The sequence below is a fragment of the Bradyrhizobium sp. NAS80.1 genome (assembly GCF_001908205.1).
Taxonomy (GTDB): Bacteria; Pseudomonadota; Alphaproteobacteria; order Rhizobiales; family Xanthobacteraceae; genus Bradyrhizobium.
In genome coordinates this window covers 24839-40226 of the sequence record NZ_LGHL01000048.1, presented here as the reverse complement: position 1 = coordinate 40226, position 15388 = coordinate 24839, and the positions used below count along the sequence as shown (strand labels likewise).

At 61.3% G+C, this 15388-nt stretch carries 14 protein-coding genes; 13 read left to right on the top strand and 1 reads right to left on the bottom strand.

All coding sequences use genetic code 11. The features are described from left to right. Positions 1-30 precede the first annotated feature (30 nt). The 9 genes from AC629_RS12145 to AC629_RS12110 all read left to right on the top strand — a co-directional run bounded on the left by AC629_RS12145 (position 31) and on the right by AC629_RS12110 (position 10458). Positions 31-1188 carry an ABC transporter substrate-binding protein gene (locus tag AC629_RS12145; protein ID WP_168195456.1) on the top strand — a complete coding sequence of 386 codons (1158 nt, stop codon included), beginning with the start codon at positions 31-33 and terminating at the stop codon, positions 1186-1188. Between the two features lie 88 nt (positions 1189-1276). After that, the gene (locus AC629_RS12140; RefSeq protein ID WP_084804997.1) at positions 1277-1876 is read left to right on the top strand and encodes a TetR/AcrR family transcriptional regulator; all 600 of its coding nucleotides are present in this window, start codon (positions 1277-1279) and stop codon (positions 1874-1876) included. 116 nt (positions 1877-1992) lie between these two features. Beyond that, positions 1993-2880, top strand: a complete 888-nt coding sequence (locus tag AC629_RS47660) for a phenylacetate--CoA ligase family protein (RefSeq protein ID WP_210419026.1) — start codon at positions 1993-1995, stop codon at positions 2878-2880. Beyond that, on the top strand, positions 2852-3406 hold the full coding sequence (locus AC629_RS47655; protein WP_210419025.1) for a phenylacetate--CoA ligase family protein: 555 nt from the start codon (positions 2852-2854) through the stop codon (positions 3404-3406). The genes AC629_RS47660 and AC629_RS47655 overlap by 29 nt, the downstream gene beginning before the upstream one ends. 4 nt (positions 3407-3410) lie before the next feature. After that, complete coding sequence (locus tag AC629_RS12130) at positions 3411-5027, top strand: acyl-CoA carboxylase subunit beta (protein ID WP_084804996.1); 1617 nt, start codon at positions 3411-3413, stop codon at positions 5025-5027. A gap of 14 nt (positions 5028-5041) precedes the next feature. Next, positions 5042-7024, top strand: a complete 1983-nt coding sequence (locus AC629_RS12125) for an acetyl/propionyl/methylcrotonyl-CoA carboxylase subunit alpha (protein ID WP_084804995.1) — start codon at positions 5042-5044, stop codon at positions 7022-7024. 6 nt (positions 7025-7030) lie between these two features. Continuing rightward, positions 7031-7993 (top strand): hydroxymethylglutaryl-CoA lyase, encoded by a 963-nt coding sequence (locus AC629_RS12120; protein WP_084804994.1) that lies wholly within the window; start codon positions 7031-7033, stop codon positions 7991-7993. A 103-nt stretch (positions 7994-8096) separates the two neighbouring features. Continuing rightward, on the top strand, positions 8097-8906 hold the full coding sequence (locus tag AC629_RS12115; protein WP_084804993.1) for an enoyl-CoA hydratase/isomerase family protein: 810 nt from the start codon (positions 8097-8099) through the stop codon (positions 8904-8906). A gap of 16 nt (positions 8907-8922) precedes the next feature. Further along, a complete protein-coding gene (locus AC629_RS12110; protein ID WP_084804992.1) occupies positions 8923-10458 on the top strand; it encodes a class I adenylate-forming enzyme family protein in 1536 nt (511 codons plus the stop codon). 34 nt (positions 10459-10492) lie between these two features. Here the strand turns inward: AC629_RS12110 and AC629_RS12105 are convergent, their stop codons facing one another. Continuing rightward, positions 10493-11245 (bottom strand): IclR family transcriptional regulator, encoded by a 753-nt coding sequence (locus AC629_RS12105; RefSeq protein WP_210419024.1) that lies wholly within the window; start codon positions 11243-11245, stop codon positions 10493-10495. A 453-nt stretch (positions 11246-11698) separates the two neighbouring features. Between AC629_RS12105 and AC629_RS12100 the strand changes: the two genes are divergently transcribed. The 4 genes from AC629_RS12100 to AC629_RS12085 all read left to right on the top strand — a co-directional run bounded on the left by AC629_RS12100 (position 11699) and on the right by AC629_RS12085 (position 15345). Continuing rightward, positions 11699-12925 (top strand): ABC transporter substrate-binding protein, encoded by a 1227-nt coding sequence (locus tag AC629_RS12100; RefSeq protein ID WP_084804990.1) that lies wholly within the window; start codon positions 11699-11701, stop codon positions 12923-12925. A gap of 74 nt (positions 12926-12999) precedes the next feature. After that, entirely contained in the window at positions 13000-13743 is a 744-nt protein-coding gene (locus tag AC629_RS12095) for an ABC transporter ATP-binding protein (RefSeq protein WP_084804989.1), read from the top strand. Then, positions 13736-14455 carry an ABC transporter ATP-binding protein gene (locus AC629_RS12090; RefSeq protein WP_245331819.1) on the top strand — a complete coding sequence of 240 codons (720 nt, stop codon included), beginning with the start codon at positions 13736-13738 and terminating at the stop codon, positions 14453-14455. The genes AC629_RS12095 and AC629_RS12090 overlap by 8 nt, the downstream gene beginning before the upstream one ends. Before the next feature lie 17 nt (positions 14456-14472). After that, positions 14473-15345 carry a branched-chain amino acid ABC transporter permease gene (locus AC629_RS12085; RefSeq protein WP_084804987.1) on the top strand — a complete coding sequence of 291 codons (873 nt, stop codon included), beginning with the start codon at positions 14473-14475 and terminating at the stop codon, positions 15343-15345. Positions 15346-15388 lie beyond the last annotated feature (43 nt).

Below are 15388 nucleotides of genomic sequence, written 5' to 3'. Positions count from 1 at the left end.
AGAAACGACAGGGAGAAAGTGATGCATTTGATGAGAAGAGTCGCGGGCGCTCTGATGCTGGGGGCACTTGCCGGTACTGCGCATGCAGCCGACCCCGGAATCACCGACAAGGAGATCAAGATTGGAGAGGTGCTGCCGCTCACTGGACCTGTGAGCTTTGCCGGCGAAGCGCACTATCTCGGCACCAAGGTCGCGCTTGCGGAAGCCAACGCTACCGGCGGAGTGGCGGGGCGCAAAGTTGTTGCGGTGACCGAGGACGACGGTTACGTCCCGGCGCGCGCGTTCCAGGCGGCCCAGAAGCTTTTGGCTGAAGGCGTGTTCGCCGTTACCGGGACCTCGGGCACCAGTCATCTGAACGCGATGATGCCGTTGTTCATCGAACAGAAGGTCCTTACCATCGTTTCGATTAACCCGGCCGAGCAGGCCTACAATCCGGTCAAGAAGAACATCTTTGTCATCGGGACCGACTATGGCAACGCCCTTTATGCGGTGGTCAAGTACGCGGTCGAAAAGTTGGGCAAGAAGGACGCCCGTTTCGGCGTGATCTACCAGGACGACGACTTCGGCGCGAACAACCTGCTCGGCTACCAGCGCGCGGTTAAGGACTTTGGTTTGAAGAACGTGCTGGAGATTCCGTATAAGCGCGGCCAGAAGGACTTCTCGGCCGAAATGCTGCGCGTCCAGAACGAGAATGTGGGATTCATAGCGTCGGGCGGCATCATTGCGGAGAACGTCGCGATCTTCAAGGAAGCCAAGAAGCTCGGCTTGAAGGATTTGCGTGTGGGGACGGTGTGGACCGCCCACCTCCCCATCGTGCAGCAGCTCTCGGGCGAGGCGGGTGACGGCTACTACACGGCCGATTACATGGCCGATCTTTCCGATGCCGACGCCGCGCCGTTCGTGGAAGTCGCCAAGAAGTATCTATCCGCCGACGAAATGAAGAAGGTGAACCGTTACACGATGGCGTCCTACAGTGGCGCCAGCATCCTGATCCAGTCGATGCGCGCCTGCGAGAAGGACCTCACACGCGATTGCGTTATCGGCCAACTCGAGAGCGGCAAGAAGTTTTCCGTGAACGGCGCTACGGCTCCGTTCGGCTTTTCGCCCAGCAAGCACTTCTCGGACTCGCCGGTGCGTGTCTTGCAGAACGATTTCAAGAATGCGCGCTTTGTCCGCGTCCCAGAGTAGGGGTGCATAAGCCCATGCCTTCACGCCCGTTTTCTGCGTTCGAAATGCTATATGTAGGATCGCAGAATCGGCATGAAGGGACGAATTGATGGCAAGGACCACAGGCTCGACCGGGGTTAAGACCAAGGAGACCATCCGGAAGGCCGCCATCAAACGCATCTATCAGCATGGTTTCGAGGCGATGAAACTTCGCGACCTTGCTGATGATGTCGGAATCCAGGCCGGGTCGCTCTATAACTACATAAAATACAAGGAAGATTTCCTTTACTCGCTGCTCAAGGAGGTCCTGGTCGAACTGCTTGACGGTTTGGCTAAGGATCTGGAGGGCCCCGAGACGCCGCTTGCGGCGCTCGAGGCGTTCGTTGCATTCCACCTGCGCTGGCACACGGCTCGGCGGGAGGAGGTCTTCATCGGCAACATGGAGCTCCGCAGCCTGTCCGGGCCTCACCTGAACGAGATCGTGCGGCTTCGCGAAACGTACGAACGCAAGCTGCGCGATATCCTCGAGTGGGGAAACAAGGAAAAGATCTGGCGGGTGCGTGATCCCAAAGTGACGACTTACGCAGTGATCGCCATGCTCACCGGCGTGTGCAACTGGTATCGCCCCCGGGGGAGATTGTCTCAGGACGAGATCATCGAAATCTACCGCGAATTGGTGCTGCAAGGTATCGGCCTGATCAAGAAGTAGCGCGCCCCGGGTGGCCCGAGCCGCGTTGCGGCTGTGACCAATAAAAAAACGGTCAACCGCTTGTTTTCTTGCGCGAGGCCATCTAACAATTGAACGTCCGGACTCGGCGTCGTCGTTTGTGGATCGCCAAAAGGGAGAGTGAGATGCGATTTCGTAAGCCGTTGGCATTTTCCCATGCGATTGCCGCGACCTTCAGCGGGGTGGAGACAGCGTCCCCGTCGGCGATCCGCGATCTTCAGGAACACCGTCTCAGCGTGCAGCTCGATTATCTCGCGGCGCGCTCGGCCTTTTATCGGCGCCGCTTCCACGCGGCGAATATCGACGTGTCGCGTATCCGTACGATCGAGGATCTGGCGCGCGTGCCGTTCACGACCAAGCAGGACTTGCGCGACAGCCTTGCCGGAATGCCCCCGCTCGGCGAACATCTTGCAGCGTCGCTCGAAGACGTGGTGCAGATCCAGGCTTCCTCTGGCACCACGGGCAGTCCGTCCTATGTCGGCTTGACTGAGGCAGATGTGCTTGCCTGGCAGGAAATGACTGCGCGCGCACTGTTCGCGTGCGGGATGAGGCCGGGAGATCTCGTGCTGCACGGCTTCTCCATGAGCAAGGGATTTGTCGGCGGCATTCCGATTTTCCAGGCAATCCAGTATCTGGGGGCGCGCGATATTCCGATCGGCGCGGACGGCGGCTTCGACCGTTTGCTGATCGCCTGCCGCGATCTTCGTCCGCGTTGCATCGTCGGCACTCCGAACTTTCTGCTCTTCCTCGCGGAGAAGGCAAAAGAGCTCGCCGGCGTCGAAGCAGCTGAGCTTGGCGTCGAATGCCTGATCGTGGGCGGAGAACCCGGCGGCGGCATTCCGGCCGTGCGTCAGGCGATTGAGCAGCGCTGGAATGCGACGTGCCGCGAGCTGATGGGGGGGCACCGATCTGGGGTGCACTTATTGGGCCGAGAGCAACGCCGACGACGGCATGTACATGGTCGCGCCCGATCATATCCTGGTTGAGCTGATCGATCCGGAAAGCGGCGACGTGCGTCCTTTCGATGTCGGCGCGACAGGCGAGCTTGTCTATACTGCGCTTGGACGCGAGGCGTCGCCGGTGTTGCGGTTCCGAAGTGGCGACCATGTCATCGTGACGAGCGACGGACGCTCGGGTGGGGTGCGGACAACGCCCGCCGTCCGGTGTTTCGGTCGCACCGACGACATGCTGATCGTGCGAGGGGTCAATCTGTTTCCGTCGGCAGTCCAGGACGTTGTTGCCGCAACGCCGGGGACAAATCGCGTTATGCGCGTTGTCGCCGACTTCCCCGGTCACACGACCCAAGACAATCTGAAGGTTCTCGTCGAGCGCGCCGAGGGAGGGGATCCGAAAGGCGATGCGGTCCTCAAGAGCAATATCGAGGGGCGCATTCGAAACGCGCTGTCGGTCAAGGCAGACGTCACGATCATCGACGCGAACTTCTTCGAAAAGCCCGGCGCACGAAAGCTGTCGTTGACGCTGCGCAAGATGCCTGAATTGAGAGGGATGTGAGGGTATGACTGGCGGACTGGTCGAGAACCTCGAGACGGCATCGGTTGCTTCAGAAGCGGATCTGAACCGAGAAGCCTATCGGAAGCTGCTGGATGATCTGTTTGAGCGACGCCGTGCGGCAAGAGTCGGGGGTCCCGACGCCGCCCGGCGAAAGCATCGTGAGCGCGGCAAGCTCCTGGCGCGCGAGCGCATCGATGTCTTAATTGATCCAGGCTCGCCCTTTCTCGAACTGGCCGATCTTGCCGGCGAGGGACTCTATGAAGGTGTTCCCCCGGGCGCGGGGCTGATCACAGGCGTCGGCACGATCGCCGGGCGTTCATGCATGATCATCGCCAACGACGCCACGGTGAAGGGTGGCACGTATTTTGGAATGACCTGCCGGAAGCACGTGCGCGCGCAGCGCTTCGCCTGGGACAACCGCCTGCCCTGCATCACATTGGTGGACTCCGGCGGTGCATTCCTGCCCGATCAGGCCAACATCTTTCCCGATGAGGGGCTGTTCGGTTCGATCTTCCACAACCAGGTTGGAATGTCCGCGGACGGCATTCCGCAGATCGCTGTCGTGCTGGGTGCCTGTACGGCCGGCGGTGCCTACATTCCTGCGCTGTGCGACGAGGTCGTGATCGTGCGGGGGCAAGGGTTTATGTACCTTGGCGGACCACAGCTGGTTCAGGCCGCGACCGGTGAACTGACCGATGCCGAGGCCTTGGGTGGTGCGACGATGCACAGCCGCGTGAGCGGGGTGACCGATCATCTGGCCGAGAACGATGCCCATGCATTGTCCATCACGCGCCGGCTTGTCGCGGAATTGCCCGCTTCCGCGCGCCCGCGCCGGACACAAGCTGCTCCGGCGCCTGCGCTGCATCCGGCTGAGCGGATTTACGAGATCGTGAGCCGTGATGCTCGCAAGCCGACCGACACCCGGGCCATCCTCAAGTGCATGCTGGATGCGGGCGAGTTGCAGGAGTTCAAGGCCGAGTACGGCAACACGCTGATCACGGGATTTGGTCGCATCAACGGCCATCAAGTTGGAATTCTGGCGAATGCCGGCGTCCTGTTCACCGAGTCCGCGCTGAAGGCAACCCACTTCATCAATCTGTGTTGCCAGCGCGATGTTCCGCTGCTGTTTCTGGCCGACGTTTCGGGCTTCATGGTCGGGCGCGAAGCGGAGGCTGGCGGCATTGCGAAGGCCGGCGCGAAGTTCATCACGGCGATGAGCTCCGCATCCGTGCCGAAGTACACGATCATCGTCGGCGGATCATACGGCGCGGGATATCTCGCGATGTGCGGGCGAGCCTTTCGCCCCACGGCCATGTTCATGTGGCCGAACGGGCGTGCTGCGATCATGGGGCCTGAGCAGGCGGCGACGACGCTTGCGCTGGTGCGGCGGCAAATCGCCGAGCGCAATGGTCAGGAGTGGACTGCGGAGGTGGAGAAAGCATTCAAGGACCCGATCCGTCGCGAGTACGAAACCTTCGCCAACGCCTACAACTTTGCCCGAAATCTGTGGGTCGACGGGGTAATCGAGCCGGCGGAAACGCGCGATGTGATGACGTTGTTGCTCGATATTGCAAGCCGGACCCCGCGTCGCGAGACGCGATTCGGCGTATTTCGCATGTGAGGCGGAGTAGTCGCGTGTTTCGCAAGATCCTTGTCGCCAATCGTGGTGAAATCGCCTGCCGGATTGCCCGGACTTGTCGTCGTCTCGGAATCGAGGTCGCAACGGTACATTCGGCCGCCGATCGTGCCGCGCTCCACGTGCGCGAGATAGGTGAATCGGTAGAGATCGGGGCCGCGGCCGCCGGCGACAGCTACCTCGTTATCGAGCGTATCATCGAGGCCGCCCGGCGCGTCGGCGCCGACGCGGTTCATCCCGGCTACGGCTTTCTCGCGGAGAACGGCGACTTCGCGGAGGCTCTGAAAGATCACGGAATGGCCTTCATCGGACCGTCGCCGCAGGTGCTCAGAGACTTCGGCAACAAGGCCTCCGCCAAGCAGGTGGCGCGGCGCGCAGGAGTTCCCGTGGTTCCCGGGACGGATGAGCCCAGCGCTTCCGTCGAGGACATCGCGGCCGCCGTCGCAACCATGCGTCTTCCGGTTCTGCTCAAGGCGGCCTCCGGCGGCGGCGGCAAGGGGATGCGCGTCGTGACGAATGCCGCGACAGTGCGGGCCGATATCGCTGCCGCGATGCGCGAAGGCAAGAGTTCGTTCGGTGATCCACGTCTGATCGTCGAACAATTTCTGCCCGATGCCCGTCACATCGAGGTCCAGATCCTCGGCGACGGGCAAGGTAACGTCATTCATCTGTTCGATCGTGAGTGCAGCCTGCAGAGGCGGCACCAGAAGGTGATCGAAGAAGCCCCGGTCCTCAGCCTTGAACCGGTTCTGCGCGCCGAAATCCTGGCGCATGCAGTTCGGCTTGGCGCCAAGGCCCGCTATGCTGGCCTTGGCACGGTGGAGTTCATCGTGAAGGATGGAGCAGCCTTCTTCCTCGAGGTGAATCCGCGCATTCAGGTCGAGCACCCGACGACCGAATTGATTACCAATCTCGACCTGGTCGAACTGCAGATCCGCGCCGTCGCGACTGGCCGGTTACCGCTCTCGCAGGCCGACGTATCGGCTTCCGGTGTAGCGGTCGAAGCGCGGCTTTATGCCGAGGATGCCGACAAGGGCTTTCTGCCGTCTACGGGGACGATCGCGAAATTGCATCTGACCGATATGGTTCGGGTCGATGCGGGCGTTGCTGCGGGAATGCCGATCACGCCCTATTATGACCCTATGATCGCCAAGCTGATCGCGATCGGGGCGACGCGTGAGGAGGCCTATTCAAGGTTGACGATGGCACTGCGCGACTGCAGCGTCGGTGGCGTGACGACCAATTTGGGCTTTCTACACCGCATCGTTGCCGAGCCCGCCGTGCTGTCGAACGAAGTGCATACCGGCACCATCGACGCGATGACGGGCGCGAGCGGGGGAGCGGTCAGGCACCCGCTAGAAGTGCACATCGCCGCGGGTCTGTGGATATGGGCACGAAAGGATCGGACATGGTGCGGTTATGAAGGATTGACCGCATGGCGGCTGGGCGTGGGCAAGTCCGAGCCTGCAACGGTGCCGACGCTGCGGCTTGTCGCGTCGGGCCGGAACCACGAGGTGACGTTTGGCTATGCCGGCGGACGGGATTGTCTTGTGGTCGGCGTCGACGGAAATGTTCGGACGCTCGACTTCCAGGCACACGACAACGGTACGACCATGGTTTCGTGCGATGGGCTCGCGATAACGGTCACGCCGGTGCTGTCGGATACGTTCGCCGGTTTCGCGTCCGCCATTGCGAGCTCCAGCTTCGAGGTGCATCCTTATCTGTCGGGCTCATTGCTCGCGCAAGCCGGCGCCGGCGACGGACAGGTTCGTGCGCCGATGATGGGCCGCATCGTGTCGGTTCATGCGGAGCAGGGGCAGCTGATCGCCGCCGGCGACGTGCTTGCGGTGATGGAGTCGATGAAAATGGAGCTGTCCATCGTTGCGCCGCTTGCGGGTCGGGTCACTGCCATCGAGTGTCCAATGGGATGCACCGTCGAGCGCGATCAGGTGGTGTTCGTCGTGACGCCGGAATCGGAGTAAATTTCCATGAGCGATCTGCCGTCGTATATCGAGATCCACGAGGAGGGACCCCGAGAGGGGTTCCAGTTCGAGAAGACGATATACCCTTTGGCGGATCGGGTCGCCTTGGTCGACGCGCTGTCGCGAACAGGACTGAAGCAGATCCAGGTGGCATCGTTCGTCAATCCGAAACGCGTGCCGCAGATGGCAGATGCCGCCGAACTCTTCGCGCACATCGAGAAAGTTCCCGGCGTCGCGCATACCGCATTGTGGCTGAACGAGAATGGGTTCAGGCAAGCGGCGGGCGCAAGAAACGTTGATCTCAAGGGGATATTACTGTTCTACGCCTCCAACGCGTTCGCGTTGCAAAACAACGGGCGCACTGCTGAGGCCATGTTGCAGCAGCAGGACGATTGGATCCGGCTCTACGATGAGGCGGGCGTACCTATTCAGGCCGCTTACATCATGACGGCATTCGGCTGCAATTTGCAGGGCGATGTCCCGGTCTCGGCTGTCACGGACCAGGTGCGGTGGATTGTGGATCGCTTCAAGGAAGATCGTCGGCCACTTCCAGCGATCTACTTGGCCGACACGGTGGGGTGGGCCGTGCCTACCGAGATCGAGCGTCGCATCGGCGCCGTTCGGGAAGTCGTGCCCGACGCTCGCATCGGATTGCACCTCCACGATACGCGGGGTAGTGGCCCCGCCAGCTTTTACGCTGCCCTGCGCATGGGGGTCGATCTGTTCGACAGCTCCGTCGCCGGATTGGGCGGCTGTCCGTTTGCCGGACATGAGAATGGCGCGGCCGCCGGGAACGTTTGTACCGAGGATATGGTCTTCATGGCCCATGAAATGGGAATCGCAACCGGTGTCGACCTCGATGCACTGATTGAGGCCGCGCGGCTGGCAGAGCGGATCATTGGTCGTCCTCTTGGAGGACGGGTCATGCACAGTGGCTCGCTCAAGCAATTCCGGGTCCGGCATCAGTGAGAAGATCAGCAGATCGTCTGTTGATCTGGGCCTTGGAAACGCCCAAGAGGCTGAGGTGCGCGTGGCACGGCCACAAATGCGGGAACATCAAAGGAGAACGTCCATGTCAACTCGTTACGCGGCCTATACGAAGTTGAAGCTCGACTATCCCTCAAAGCGCGTCTTGCGGCTGACGTTCGACCGGCCCGAAACGTACAATTCGGTCGATGCGGAGACCCACACCCAGCTCACGCATATCTGGCGCGACATCAATGACGATCCGGATATCAATGCCGTCATCGTTACGGGAGCGGGGAAGGCCTTTTCGGCCGGCGGCGATTTCGAGCTGATCAAGAGCCTCCTCGACAATCCGGTGGCGCGCATGGCCACCTGGAAGGAAGCAAAGGATCTCGTCTACAACGTTATCAACTGCAACAAGCCGATCATTTCGGCCATCAACGGTGTCGCGGTTGGCGCGGGTCTTGTTGTCGGGATTCTTGCTGACGTATCGATCTGCGGAAAGTCCGCACGCATCGTCGACGGTCACACCCGGCTTGGCGTCGCAGCGGGCGATGTCGCCTGCATCATTTGGCCGCTGCTGTGTGGTCTGGCCAAGGCCAAATACTATCTGATGACCTGCAAGCCGTTATCCGGCGAGGAGGCCGAGCGGATCGGGCTCGTCTCGCTCTGTGTCGAGGACGCCGACCTGCAGAAGGTGGCGCTCGAAACCGCCGAAGACCTGGCGAGCGGTGCGCAAAGTGCGATCCGCTGGACGAAATACGCGTTGAACAACTGGCTTCGGGTCAATGGTCCGCTGTTCGACACATCGACCGCGCTGGAAATTCTCGGCTTTAGCGGACTGGAGGCTCGTGAAGGCCTGGCGTCCCATCTTGAGAAGCGTAAGCCAGTATTTCCGCCGGAATGCCCGATTTGATCTCGTGAGGCAACCGATGACGACCGGACTCAGTAGGGAAATCGGTGCGGCATGTGCGGTTGGGACCGTTGGCGACCTGTTTGAAGCATGCGCCGAGGTCAACGCCGAGCGAGTCGCGATCGAATATCGCGATCGATGCATCTCTTATCGAGAGCTTCTCGATCGCGTCCGACGGCTGAGTGCCGTGCTCACCGCGCGTGGGCTGAAGCGCGGTGATCGGCTTGGCTTGCTCTCGCGAAACCGCCCTGAATATCTTGAGGTCGAACTCGCGGCAGCTCATCTCGGGGTCATTACGGCCTGCCTCAACTGGCGATTGGCAGGTCGCGAACTCGCTCATTGCATCGAGCTTATCGCGCCGGCACTGCTGATCGTAGAAGCCGATCTGGTGAGCAGCCTCCCGCCTGTCCCTGGATCGCCATCCGTTCTCGAAATCGGGCCGCATTACGAGAGTGAACTCGCACAGCAGGTAGGGAGCTTTCCTCCGTCTGTGGCACGCTCGGAAGACGGCCTTGTCATCCTGTACACGAGTGGGACGACCGGCCTTCCGAAGGGAGCGGTGATCTCGCACCGGGCCATGATCATGCGTGCGCTGACATTCTCCTCGGAGCTCGGCATAGCACCGCATGACGCGTTCGTCGCTTGGGCTCCCCTGTTCCACATGGCTTCGAACGATCACGCACTCGCCACGCTTATGCGTGGCGGGACAGTGCTCGTCATCGACGGATTTCAGTTGGAGCCGCTTCTGACCGCCGTGTCCCGGCACAGCATCGGCTGGTTGCTCTTGATACCGGGCATGATCGAAGCCTTTGTCGAGGGCTTAAAAGCTCACCAGGAACCTGTGAAGAAGGTGCGGGTATGCGGGGCCATGGCAGACCTCGTGCCTCCGCACCTGATCGCAGAGGTGACCGCGCTGCTGGGCGCGCCATACCTGAACAGCTTCGGGTCAACCGAGACTGGCCTTCCTCCCGCAACGCGAGCGTTGATTTCGCCGGGAGTAGTTCCGACAAGATTATCCAAACAGCAAAACGGGTTTTGCGAGATCAAATTGGTCGACCCCGCAGACGAGGAGGTCGCACCAGGCGAGCCTGGAGAACTGGCCGTGCGCGGCTCTACATTGTTCTCTGGCTATTGGCAGGCCCACGAGGCGAACGCGGAGGCATTCCGCGGCGGCTGGTACCACATGGGTGACGTCTTCAGGCGCAACGCCGACGGGTCCCTCGATTTCGTGGACCGAGCCAAATATCTGATCAAGTCCGGCGGCGAAAATATCTATCCTGCCGAGATTGAGCGCGTCCTGTTGCGCGACAAGCGCGTGACGGAGGTCGCGGTTGTGCGCGCCGCGGATCCCAGATGGGGAGAAGTCCCGGTCGCCTTCGTCGCGTGCGGCGGGGACGAGCCGCCAACCGAGGCTGAACTCGTCGACCTGTGCGCCCGCGAGCTTGCCGGCTACAAAAGGCCACGCATATTCCACTTCATTGGCCTCGCCGAGTTCCCGCGATCCACGAGTGGCAAAGTCCAGCGCCAGGAACTCGAGCGCAGGCTCAAGCCCTGACGGCTGCTGCGCAAGGCACGAACTCGCCAAACGATCAGGGCTGTAAACTGGCTCCAATCTCGGCGGCGGCATCGATCAGGCTGTCGAGATAGCGCGGACTGCCGTCCTCGCGGACCAGTCGCGACGTCAGGGTGGTGATGCTGAGGCTTGCCACGAAAGCGCCGTTGCGATCGAAGATCGGCACACCGAGACCAGCAAGCCCCACGACATAATCGTCGACGGCCAACACCCATCCACGCGCGCGAATGGCAGCGGAATCGGCGCGCAAGACCGCCGGATCGACCTGGGTGAACGATGTCATGGGCGTGAGCGGCCCGGCCAGCACACGCTCGCGTTCGGCTGCATCGATGTACGCGAGCAAGGTTCGGGCTCCGCCAGCATAATTCAGCCCAATGCGGCCACCGATGGTGGCCCACGGCGTGTCGATGTGGAGGGAGCGCGCGCGGACGCGATCGATGCACAGCGCCTCGCCCTGATGGTAAACCCACAGGAAGGCCGTGGCGCCGGTCGTCTCTGCAATCCGCGTCAGGAACGGTGCAGCAATTTCTCTCAGATCGCCGCCGACACTCACTGCCGGCGCCAACATCAGGACAGCGGCGCCGAGTGCGTAAGTCTGCGATTGCTGATCGACGTGGATGAAATCCACCGCGGCCAGCGTGTGGAGCAGCCGTCGTGCAGTGCCCTTGTCGAGCGCGGTTGCGCGGGCGAGTTCGGTGAGAGTCAAACGAGAATGTCCGGGCGAGAAGGCTTTGAGCAGCGCGGCAGCGCGCTCGACGGCTCGCACCACTGGCAAGCTCGACTTGCGATGCGGATCTGATGCGTGAGTTGCGACAGGCGGGGTCAACGGTATCTCGCTCAAAAAACAATGAAAGAGGCTGAGGGGAAGCCATCAGGGCACCGCAGTCGTGATTGGGCCTGAAGACTCACCTTTGGCGCGATCGTCATGTCTTACCGCCTCTAGTCTCAATCAAATTAGCAGCAAGCCTCTTGCCTGAAACGCCGCGGCGCGTGTTATCACGTGACACATGATGTCATGCCTTGACACGATTGGAAAGGGCCGACACTATCGATTTGGGAAGCTGCGGCCTCTGCTCCGGGTGACGAGCGCTGCTCCAAAGGGACGCATCACGACCCTGACGCGCGCTTCATCGCGGGTGGATGGGCTTGAAGCGGTCGACGTCGAACAGGCCGGCAATCAGAAACGGTCGATGGTTAGAGGAAGACTAAGGAAGGGTTTGGAATGAGAAGCCGCATATTCGCATACGCTCTTGGCGCCGCTCTCGGCGTGACGCTCGCAACGACAGCGCCGGCCGCCGAAATCGCTATCGGCGTGATCGGCCCGCTGAGCGGACCAGCCGCACAGTCGGGAATATCGATGCGCCAGGCCTATGAGGCCGCGGCGGCCCAGGTCAACAAGGACGGCGGGATCAAGGTCGACGGCGAGCAGAAGACGATCAAGCTCATCTTCGAAGACAGCGCCTCGCGGCCCGAAGTTGGCGTCAGCGCCGCACAGAAGCTGCTAAGCCGCGACAAGGTCGATATCCTCGTCGGCGACAGCATCGCCAGCTCCGTCACGCTCGCCATCATGGAGGTCGTGCCAAGCTTCGGCAAATTTGCCATGAGCGGCCAGCCGGTCTCGATCGAGATCGCCAAGAAGATCCAGTCGGACCCGAAGCGTTTCGCCAATTTCTGGAAATCAAGCTTCAATAGCGACGCCTATGCGCAGGCCGTGTTCGCATCCACCAAGGAACTGATCGACGCAGGAAGCTTCAAGCCCAAGAGCAAGAAGATTGCCTTCGTGGTGGAAGACACGGACTACGGCAAGTCAAACGCCGAGTACACGATTCCGCTGTTCGAAAAGGATGGCTGGAAGGTCTCGTCGAAGGAAGTCGTAGCTCTCGGGCACGCTGATTTCTATCCGCAGCTTTCGAAAATGCGGGCCGATGAGCCGGACATGATCGTCTCGATCTTCACCTCCGTGAATTCCGGCATCGCACTGGTCAAGCAGATTCAGGAACAGGGTCTCAAGTCGCTGCACATGGCCGTCTACTACCCGATCCGCCCCGAATTCCTGGCGGGCGCGGGGAGCGCGGCCAATGGTCTGCTTTGGACGCCGTTCTTCTTCGATCCGGTGAACAGCGCCCAGCACAAGGCCTTCGCTGCGGAATTCAAGAACCTGGCCAAGGTGGTGGGCAATGGCGATCATGCGCAGGGCTACTGCGAGATGATGCTGCTGCTGAACAATCTCAAGGCTGCCGGCACGGTCGAACCGGCCAAGCTGTCGGAGGCGTTCGCCAAGAGCGACACCAAGTGCGCCATCGGCCGCTATGTCTATGACACCGAGCTGCACACGCCGCGCATTGGTGCTGACTACATCCCCGTCCCGGTCGCCCAGATCCAGAACGGGACCAGCTTCGCGATCTGGCCGTCGACGGTTGCAACCGCAAAGTTCAAGCCCGCCCAGTAAAACCCGGCGGGACCCGGTGGGCATTCCAACCGGGTCCCGTCGATCCCTTGATCCCCTATGCGGACGACTGTTCAATGCCGAACGTGCCCTCGAAGACGCTCCTCAGGGTCGACGACATCACCATGGCATTTGGCGGCATCGTTGCCGTTGCCAATCTGTCCCTGACAGTCGAAACCGGCGAGATCCTGGCGCTCGTCGGGCCCAACGGCGCCGGCAAGACCACGACGTTCCACGTCATTGCCGGAGTCCACAAGCCGACTGCGGGTCGCATCATCTTCGACGACCAGGACATCACCTTCTACAGGCCTGACGGTCGCTGTCGCGCCGGGGTGGCGCGTACATTCCAGATCACGCAACCCTTTCAGGAATTGACGGTGGAAGAGAACGTGATGGTGGGCTCGCTCGCCTACCATCGCAGCATTGCGGATGCGCGCAAGGACGCGCGCCGCTACGTGGGAATGGTGGGGCTGAGCGACCGGGCCAACGTGCTCGCCAAGGGGCTCAGCACCGGCCAGCGCAAGCGGCTCGAGATGGCGCGCGCGATGGCGACGCGGCCCAAGCTTCTCCTGCTCGACGAGGTGACCGGCGGTGTCGACCAGAAGAGCATCCCGGGGCTGATCGAACTCGTGAAGCAACTTCGTCGCGAGGGACTGACCCTTGTGATCATCGAGCACAACATGCGCGTCATCAACGAGCTCGCTGATCGCGCGATCTTCATGAACCGCGGCAAGAAGATGGCCGAAGGCACGCCGGAAGACGTCATGCAGCGGCCGGAGGTCGTCGAACTCTATCTGGGGGAGGAGGTCCTACATGGCTGAAGCTCCCATGCTGCAGGTCGAAAACCTCAACGTTCTCTACGGCGACTTTCAGATTCTCTGGGACGTCTCCATGACGGTCGGCGCGAAGGAGGTCGTCGCCGTGCTCGGCCCCAACGGTTCCGGCAAGAGCACGGTGCTCAAGGCCATCATGGGACTCACCCCGGTCCGCTCCGGCAAGATCATTTTCGAGGGCGAGGATCTGACGAAGGTGCCCACCCATGAAATGGTCGCCCGCGGCATCTCGATGGTGCTGGAACGACGCCGCCTGTTCGGCGCCATGACCGTACGCGAGAACATCCTGCTTGGCGCCTATCACCGCAGCGTCAACAAGGACATCGCCTCGCGTCTCGAATGGGTGGAAAGCCTCTTCCCGATCCTTGCCGAACGGCGAGACCAGATCGCGGGGCGGATGAGTGGTGGCGAACAGCAGATGGTGGCCATTGCGCGCAGCCTGATGTCGCGTCCGCGGCTGCTGCTGATGGACGAGCCCTATCTCGGATTGGCTCCAAAGATCGTCAGCCAGATCGCCGGCATCATCCAGCGGATCAACCAGGAGGGAATCTCGGTGGTCTTCAACGAGCAGAACGTCCATCTTTCATTCGGCGTGTCCCATCGCGGTTACCTCCTGGAGAGCGGACGCATGATGCTGACGGGTACCGGCGAGGAGATGATCCATTCGGACGTTATCCGTCGCGTTTATCTGGGCGTCTAGGCGCGAGGAAGCCTCCGATGACCATCTCTCTCTTCATCGAGCAAATCATCAACGGGTTGATCATCGGATCAATGTATGCGCTGGTCGGAAGCGGTATTGCGCTGATCTACGGCACTATGCGCGTGCTTAATCTGGCGCATGGCGAATTCTACATGCTGGGCGGCTACCTCGTCTTCCTTCTGGTCGTCACTTGCGGGGTTCCTGCCTATCTGGCGATACCGATAGCGCTGTTGGCTGCCTTCCTCCTCGGCGCTCTCATTCAGCGAATTACAATCCACTATCTGCTGCAACGAGAGGGATGGGCCTTCTCGACCATCGCCGTCACGCTTGGCCTGTCGATCTTTCTTCAGAATTCCGCCCTGCTGCTGTTCGGCGAGAATGTGCAGAGCGTACCTTATTATGTGACCGGTATCGTCGAATTCGCGGGTATCCGCATTCCCATGCAGCGCCTGCTCATACTGGGCGTCGCGATTCTGACTATTGCGGTCATGACCTATGTGCTGAAAGCCACCCGGCTTGGCTGGGCGATCCGCGCCACCTCGCAGGACCGGGATGCCGCTGCTGTCGTTGGCATCCCCGCGTCGCGGATCTATCTCATCACCTTCGGCATTGCCGCTGCGCTGGGCGCCATCGCCGCGGCGATGATGGCGCCGATCTACGCCATCACGCCATGGAGCGGCCTTCCCATCCTGTTCAAGGGCTTCGTCGTGGTCATTCTCGGTGGTCTGGGTAGCTTTCCCGGAGCGATCGTCGGCGGTCTTCTTCTCGGCGTGGTCGAGGCAGTCGGTGTGCAGCTGACATCCACGGAATGGAGAGATGTCATTGCCTTCGCTCTCATGATCGCGGTGATCTGGGTTCGGCCTTGGGGCCTGTTCGGCAGCAAAAGCTGACGATGCCACTGCTCGCGATTTCATCTACTTGTATATGGTTGGG

Coding starts and splice junctions, on each gene's coding strand:
- AC629_RS12145 (WP_168195456.1), top strand. CDS start 31: ATGAGAAGAGTCGCGGGCGCTCTGATGCTGGGGGCACTTGCCGGTACT.
- AC629_RS12140 (WP_084804997.1), top strand. CDS start 1,277: ATGGCAAGGACCACAGGCTCGACCGGGGTTAAGACCAAGGAGACCATC.
- AC629_RS47655 (WP_210419025.1), top strand. CDS start 2,852: ATGGTCGCGCCCGATCATATCCTGGTTGAGCTGATCGATCCGGAAAGC.
- AC629_RS12130 (WP_084804996.1), top strand. CDS start 3,411: ATGACTGGCGGACTGGTCGAGAACCTCGAGACGGCATCGGTTGCTTCA.
- AC629_RS12120 (WP_084804994.1), top strand. CDS start 7,031: ATGAGCGATCTGCCGTCGTATATCGAGATCCACGAGGAGGGACCCCGA.
- AC629_RS12115 (WP_084804993.1), top strand. CDS start 8,097: ATGTCAACTCGTTACGCGGCCTATACGAAGTTGAAGCTCGACTATCCC.
- AC629_RS12110 (WP_084804992.1), top strand. CDS start 8,923: ATGACGACCGGACTCAGTAGGGAAATCGGTGCGGCATGTGCGGTTGGG.
- AC629_RS12100 (WP_084804990.1), top strand. CDS start 11,699: ATGAGAAGCCGCATATTCGCATACGCTCTTGGCGCCGCTCTCGGCGTG.
- AC629_RS12095 (WP_084804989.1), top strand. CDS start 13,000: ATGCCGAACGTGCCCTCGAAGACGCTCCTCAGGGTCGACGACATCACC.
- AC629_RS12090 (WP_245331819.1), top strand. CDS start 13,736: ATGGCTGAAGCTCCCATGCTGCAGGTCGAAAACCTCAACGTTCTCTAC.
- AC629_RS12085 (WP_084804987.1), top strand. CDS start 14,473: ATGACCATCTCTCTCTTCATCGAGCAAATCATCAACGGGTTGATCATC.